We start from the raw sequence: 4,470 nt of genomic DNA, 5'->3' as shown, positions 1-4,470 counted from the left end.
GCTTTTGAAAATGAGTATCAGAGCGTGAGGATATCGCTTTCTAAGGTTATGGAAAATGATGAACTGTTCGGGAGCTACGGCGAGGACTGCTATACGAGCGTTCGTTTCGGACTATTCGCCGCAGAAGATATTACTGCCGCTGACGGTTCTGTTATTCCTGCGGAGGGACTAATTTCAGAAGTTTCACTTGATGAGGATATGGTCGCAAAATTTGATGTACAGATACCTTTTGGCAGGTATTATGTTCAGGAAATTGCCACCGATGAACACTATGTTCTCAACGGTGAAAAGTACCTTGTGACATTTGAGTATATGGGTCAGGAAGTAACTACAGTTTCTATTGACTGCGGTCAGTTCGTAAATGAATTAAAGCGCGGAAAAGTCGAGGGTATCAAGGTAAATGAGAGCGATGAACCTCTTGAAAATGCTCTGTTCGGACTGTTTGCAGTTGATACTGCCGAATTCACTTCTGAAAACGCATATATGACCGCTGTTTCCGATGAAAACGGATATTTTGAGTTTGATGAAATCCCATACGGCGAGTATATTGTCAGAGAAATCGAAGCTCCGACGGGATATATTCTCAGCGGTGAAAGCTATCCCGTAACTGTTTGCGAGGACGGCGAAACTATCACAATTCGTACAGTTAACAAGCCTATTACCGTTGAAGTGTCTAAGGTTGATGTATACGGCGAGGAATTAATCGGCGCAGATATGCAGCTTGAAAATGCTGACGGTGAAATCATTGACGAATGGATTTCCGATGGTACAAATCATATTGTAACCGAGCTTCCAGCCGGAGATTACACGCTCAAGGAAATTGCGGCTCCGGACGGATATGTGATAGCTACGGATATTGAATTCGAGGTTTTTGCAGACGGTACAATAAAGATCAGAAACGTTGATTCTACGGCGATTTCAGAGAACGGCAATCCGCTTGTCGTTATGGTAGATGACACAACAAAGGTACAGATTTCCAAGCAGGATATTACCACAGGTGAGGAACTGCCCGGCGCAACACTCCAGATCATTGACGAGGACGGAAATGTTGTTGAGGAATGGGTTTCCACAACAGAGCCTCACTTTATTGAGGCTGAACTTATCGCAGGCGAAAAGTACACACTTCACGAAACTGCCGCTCCCGACGGATATGTAATTGCAAACGACGTTGAATTCATTGTGAATGCTGACGGAACTGTGACCAAGGTCGTTATGTATGACGAGCTTACTCCTGTTACAAACACTCCGTATACAGGCGATAATCACAGCAATTTTGCGGCATTTGCAATGCTCGGAGCTGCAAGTGTTATCCTTGCCGCCCTTATTATCACAAAGAAAGGAAAAAGGCATGAATAAGAAAGTTATTCGAACTGCTGCGGCTGTGACCGCAGCCGCCCTCCTTGGAGGGGGAATTTATCTTCTGGTGAAAAACGATGTGGCTCAGAAAATCAATTGGCAGGATATTCTGATCTATGCTCCTACGCCGATAGCGAGGGAAACGCTTGACGAGGCGGTAAATAACGATTCAGAAAAACCGTCGTCTGACAGAGTTCCCGAGGATACCAAAGAAGAACTGACCGAACAGGTTCGGCAGCTTTCCGCAGAGCATGACGATTCCGTGGCTTGGCTGTATATCCCCGATACGAATATCAATTACCCGGTCATGCAGTCGGGAGATAACGAATATTACACGCGCAGGGCGGCGGACGGTTCATATTTGTATGCAGGATCACTGTTTATGGACTATCGCTGTTCAAGTGATTTTTCGGATTTCAACAGCGTGATCTACGGTCACAATATGGGAAACGGAACGATGTTTGCCAATATTCCAAATTACGAAAACGAGGAATTTTTCATGAACCACAGCTTTGGCTGGCTGACCACGGAAGATGAGGTGCGTCTGATATATTTCTTTGCAGTAGCAAGGACTACAGACACAAGCGGACTTTATCTTGCTGATCCAATCTTTGAAGAGTGGGATTCACAGATCAGAAACTGCGCGAGTATTTACAAGGAGATCGGCATTTCCGAAGAAGATAACCTGATAACGCTGTCAACTTGTACTTCTGCAGAGGGTAACAGCCGCACAATTCTGGTAGGGAAAATTATTAAGGAGAGTGATATAGAATGAAATTAAAAAAGAAAGTAATTGCAGGAGTCGCAAGCACAGTATGTTTTGCGGCTATGATGTCGCTAACCGCTTATGCTTCGGGCGATGTTGCGGGTGCGGTGACAAGCACTTGGACAACAGCAAGATCGCAGGTCGTTTCAGTCGTAAACAACGTTGTGTTCCCCGTAATTGACGTAATTCTTGCGGTTTTGCTGTTTGTTAAGATAGGTCTCGCATATCTCGACTATCGAAAACACGGTCAGTTGGAATGGACTCCCATAGCCATAATTTTTGGCTGTCTTATCTTCACCCTAACCGCTCCGCTGTATATTTGGTCGATTGTGTAAAAAGGAGGATTTACGTATGAAAACAAAAATATATTGGGCTGTACTTTCGTCTGCCATAGTATTGGCAATGACCGCTTGCGGAAAGATTAGTCCGCAGTTGCAGACCACAACGGAAACAACCACAACTACCGCAACAGCCGAGTCTATACCCGATTCGGCTGCCTCTTCGGAGGCTGAAAGTACAGTTGATGAAGAACTGGTAAAGTCTAATACTTTTATTGCGGAGTTTTTTGACTCAAATATCAGCTTTGTGGACGTTTCTACAATCGTTACTGAAGCGATGAAAGGTTGTTCTTTTGAGAATGAGAACGACGATTCCAACGGTATTCAGAAAATATCTCTCAAAGGCAAAAACGGCGGAGGTATGATAGATGTTCTGTGTGTCGATTTAAGTCAGAGTAACCTTGATTACGACATGAAATATATCCTTGAAAATTTAGGAGATCATTACTTTAGTCAAACTGCTGCTCAGATGAACGGTATCACCGAAGATGACTTTGTTTCGAGTTGCCGAATGACAAGCAGTGTTGTTTCTAAGGGCAAGTATCAGCGGTACGGCTCTGTTCAGAAGTCCGACGGCATGGCGACGCAGTTCGGGTATACCGAAACTTACGCTGTACTTTCCGAGAACAAGCTAACCGTGGTATCGGGTGCATTTCTCAGTTCGGATATGATGGAGAGGCAGAGTTTTTCACAGGTTATGGGAAAATTCAGAGAATGCGTTGGTGGATGAAAAAAGGACTGATTTTATTCAGTCCTTTGGATAGGGGGATAAGATAAGTCTAGCTGGAAGCTATTAACTTTCCTTATCGATTACTTTCTTTACTTGTTTTGCCGATTATTCAAAGTATATCTGCATAATATTTTTCGTTGATTTTTGAAAAAACTACTTTTGCAGGGAAAAGATCCATACCCGTAGCTGCCATTCCAATAACGCTGTAAGCCCATTCACTTAGTTCATTTGGAAGTTGAAAGCACTCAGATATATCGTCTTTTAGAATTGTTATGGTTGGAGTGAATTTCTGATCCATCCCAACTGATAGCACATTAAAAGTCTGAGAACCTTCATGTAACGGCAAAAGTAGTTGCTTTCTCGAATCAAAATATACCTTCTCGCCACTTTGGCTCAGGTATGACTCTTTATCAAAGGGAACTACAGGCTCAATGGGCAGTTTACAACTTCTCTGATTAAAATACTTTGCCAACTGCTCACAAGCAAACGCATTAAAGTATTCGCCTTGCTTGTCTAGATTAGTCTGGATCTGCTCGACGGAATCAAAATGGTTCATAAAATTAAGTAAAGCATTGAATACAACCAAATCATCTGAATATATACCGGAGTAAGACTTGTACCAAGCAGGATGCCACTCACAAATAATCCGATAAAGCTTTTTATAGAGCCCTAATTGAACTTCGTTCACGCAGAACCAATTTCTATCCAAAATTTTCTTCTTGCTGCTTTCATCAAGAGATTGGTACCGTAAGGAATCGCATAGTCCTTTCAATAGTTTTGATATGATGCCTGCCATCATATCTGCTATACGAAGTCCTGGACACTCTGTAGAATCGGCTTCATCTGAATTATCCAATCCTATTTCACGGGCTGCTTTTAAGGTTCTGCTTTTTTCCTCATCGTTACCCTCTTTGTCAATTATCAGATTGTAATTCGATATATCCTTTTCTGCCAGATATTTTTTGAACCCGTCAAAAGACATGTGATAGTCCCAATCAATCTCCAAAGTATCCGAAATACAATTCAGTATGAATAAAACCTGTTGAAATGCGTCCGTTTCATTTTGTTTTAATTTAGGATTGTTTTTATTGCATTCAATCCTCTCTTGGAAAAACTTCTTTAGTTTCTCTAAAAAGTTTTCCGGGGATTCGTAGATGCACTTTATGATTTCCTGCGGTCGATACACAACAAGAGCTTTTGTAATGGAATACTTCATTAAGTCTGCGTGATATAGTATAATAAAACTTGACACTCCAACCTCAAAGAAGTAAAATAGAAAG

General features: G+C 42.2%; 5 protein-coding genes. 4 read left to right on the top strand and 1 reads right to left on the bottom strand.

What is annotated here, in order from left to right:
* The 4 genes from LI114_RS13025 to LI114_RS13010 form a co-directional block, all read left to right on the top strand.
* On the top strand, positions 1–1,356 hold a 1,356-nt coding region (locus LI114_RS13025), incomplete at its 5' end, for a SpaA isopeptide-forming pilin-related protein (protein WP_264468332.1).
* Positions 1,349–2,131 (top strand): class B sortase, encoded by a 783-nt coding sequence (locus LI114_RS13020; protein ID WP_227221032.1) that lies wholly within the window; start codon positions 1,349–1,351, stop codon positions 2,129–2,131. The genes LI114_RS13025 and LI114_RS13020, both read left to right, overlap by 8 nt.
* Complete coding sequence (locus LI114_RS13015) at positions 2,128–2,457, top strand: DUF3852 domain-containing protein (RefSeq protein WP_227221031.1); 330 nt, start codon at positions 2,128–2,130, stop codon at positions 2,455–2,457. The genes LI114_RS13020 and LI114_RS13015 overlap by 4 nt, the downstream gene beginning before the upstream one ends.
* A gap of 16 nt (positions 2,458–2,473) precedes the next feature.
* Complete coding sequence (locus tag LI114_RS13010; protein ID WP_227221030.1) at positions 2,474–3,190, top strand: hypothetical protein; 717 nt, start codon at positions 2,474–2,476, stop codon at positions 3,188–3,190.
* A 109-nt stretch (positions 3,191–3,299) separates the two neighbouring features.
* On the opposite strand, the gene LI114_RS13005 is transcribed toward LI114_RS13010, so the two are convergent.
* The coding region (locus LI114_RS13005) for a DUF3800 domain-containing protein (RefSeq protein ID WP_227221029.1) at positions 3,300–4,470 on the bottom strand (1,171 nt) is incomplete at its 5' end.

It is taken from the genome of Ruminococcus sp. 210702-SL.1.03 (genome assembly GCF_020559915.1).
Classification (GTDB): domain Bacteria; phylum Bacillota; class Clostridia; order Oscillospirales; family Ruminococcaceae; genus YE71.
This window is presented reverse-complemented; position numbering and strand designations above follow the sequence as displayed.

Bases quoted from the DNA above. Each gene is read 5' to 3' on its own strand.
- LI114_RS13020 (WP_227221032.1), top strand. From the start codon at position 1,349: ATGAATAAGAAAGTTATTCGAACTGCTGCGGCTGTGACCGCAGCCGCC.
- LI114_RS13015 (WP_227221031.1), top strand. From the start codon at position 2,128: ATGAAATTAAAAAAGAAAGTAATTGCAGGAGTCGCAAGCACAGTATGT.
- LI114_RS13010 (WP_227221030.1), top strand. From the start codon at position 2,474: ATGAAAACAAAAATATATTGGGCTGTACTTTCGTCTGCCATAGTATTG.